2 protein-coding genes and 1 pseudogene are annotated in these 2201 nt (G+C 35.8%); 1 reads left to right on the top strand and 2 read right to left on the bottom strand.

The genetic code is table 11. The features are described from left to right. Nucleotides 1-179 precede the first annotated feature (179 nt). A pseudogene (locus BBROOKSOX_RS10220) lies at nucleotides 180-555 on the bottom strand (IS1595 family transposase); the annotation flags it as partial. A 128-nt stretch (nucleotides 556-683) separates the two neighbouring features. Next, nucleotides 684-1802 (bottom strand): hypothetical protein, encoded by a 1119-nt coding sequence (locus BBROOKSOX_RS10225; RefSeq protein ID WP_139661646.1) that lies wholly within the window; start codon nucleotides 1800-1802, stop codon nucleotides 684-686. A gap of 137 nt (nucleotides 1803-1939) precedes the next feature. Here BBROOKSOX_RS10225 and BBROOKSOX_RS10230 point away from each other — a divergent pair, with 137 nt between their 5' ends. Then, a complete protein-coding gene (locus BBROOKSOX_RS10230) occupies nucleotides 1940-2191 on the top strand; it encodes a transposase (RefSeq protein ID WP_139661649.1) in 252 nt (83 codons plus the stop codon). Nucleotides 2192-2201: the final 10 nt, after the last annotated feature.

Consider the following 2201-nt stretch of genomic DNA (forward strand, 5'->3'; position numbering starts at 1 on the left):
TTAAAATCGTGTTTATAAAAATCATCAGGTAGTTGGATTCTTTTTGGCATTGTTTTGTTGGTGAAAAAAATGATTATTATACACTATTTATAGTATTGTTGTTTTTTGAATTTTTTATTAGATGGTTGGAAAAATGGGGGGCTGGTTTGTTTGGAGTGGTTTTTAAGGGGCGACTATTTAAATATATTTCTATTCATTCCTGTAAATTTCACCAATCTTGTTTTAGTATAACTCCAAAAGATTCTATCCCGTTAATATGAGAATTGCCTCTAGCAAACTCGCTCTTACCATGATACACCCTAAAATGCTTTTTATAACCAAAATCTACTAAACCATTATACCCTCGCCATCCATCAGAATGAATAACACTATCAATGCTTGTTTTCCCTTTATAGCGCTTTGTGGAGTTGCTACAGAGCAGTTATCTACAATCTCAATATAAACCTTGTTACCTTGCTTTAACAATCCAAAAACAATAGTTTTTCCTTTAGTACCACGACCGCGTTTACCGCTAACTCTGCGAGCGCCAAAGTAACGCTCATCAACTTCAATCTGTGATAATTCAAAATTTCTTAACTAGTCAAGACCCATATTTTATTGCCTTTTGCTTGTTGTAAAGATTCCTTCCAATTGTCAACCCACACTAATAATCTAAATGCTTATACCCCTTTATCTTTTTTTGATTAACCGAATGGTGTAGATATAGTAAGGGTTTTTACGCTCTTATCGCCATTATAATTTACCAAACTCAGCGTTACATCTTGTGCATCAACTTGGAAATTAACACCAATTGCTTTAGTTACCTCTTCAACGCTCTCCTTGATAGCATTATCATTAAAAGTAATAATTAACCCTTGTTTTGCCATCTCTGCAACTGTATTCCCAGTGCCAATAATGACTCCGTTATACGATATTTTTCGGGTATCAGCTTTAAAGCTCACATTGTTAATTTCCCTGACAACAAAGCTAGTAAACTGTGGATAGTGTGTATTAAAAAGAACTTCTAAGCCGCTACATACCCCCTCATGGCTAATAGATAAATCTGAGCATTTTTCAAATAATGTCGAATCATGGACTCTAGGGATAGTGCCACTAAGTACAGGAATTGACCGTGTGTTCTGTGCTTTTATTGCTAGTGTTTTTGCGCTTTTAAGACCCGTATTGTTTGTTACGCTTACACTAAGTGTTCTTGCAGTGCCCTGATAACTAACAGCCTTGGCAACACTTTCTACAGCAGCTTCGGTGGCATTCTTATTAAACTTAATGGTTAAATCGGCACATATATCATAATTCATTAGTATATGGGTAGCAAATGAATCCTTCTGCTCAAAAAGGGCAACAAAATAAAGATCAGCTGTTGATTTAGCTGTCGATGTGTAAAAAACCTCGCCATTAAGACAATATTTAATGGTGTCGGAATTATGCCTTTCAATGGTGAATACGTCTGTATCCTTAGGCACTACTGGTAATTTATACATATATACGCCTTGCTCAACAACAGAAATAAAATCTCCCACTGCCCCAATCATTATACTATAATTATGATCATAAATATCCTTGCTCTTAACAGCTGAAAGGCTAAGAACGCGTGCAGCGGCATTAACAGGATCAGCTGCAAAATGAAGAGCGCCATTGTGGCCAATATTGCATTCAGATATTGCGTAAGAATCAGCCCAATTACTAACCGGTGTCTTGTTATACAAGACTTGACCGTCCTTTATATTGCTCAGAAGAATAACATTAACCAACTCACTGTATATTGGCTGCTGAAAAAGATTTGATCGAGAAACAGTCCCAACCATAACTATAAAACCCCAACAAATTAAGACAACAATTTAAATTTTCTTATTTCAAACAAGTTGAGACCTTTGCATAACCCAGCCAAAAACCACCAATCTGATAAAATAACACCCATCTAAACAACCATAAAATACCCAAAATGTCTTGGAAAAACACCCAACAAAATTCATTTGCAGATTCTCTTGTTATTGAACATAAATCTCTATTAGAACTAGACGATGTGCATAACATCATTAACTGGGGCGAGATAGAACAAACACTATCCAATCTTTATACCTCCAAAACAGGTGCAAGCGCCTATCCACCCATAATGATGTTTAAAATCCTAATTCTTCAGGCTTGGTATGCGCTTAGCGATGAAGCCTTAGAAAAGCAAATTGCTAGAGTGTAATATTCTAGAG

It is taken from the genome of bacterium endosymbiont of Bathymodiolus sp. 5 South (assembly GCF_900128535.1).
In the GTDB taxonomy this organism is placed as follows: Bacteria; Pseudomonadota; Gammaproteobacteria; order PS1; family Pseudothioglobaceae; genus Thiodubiliella.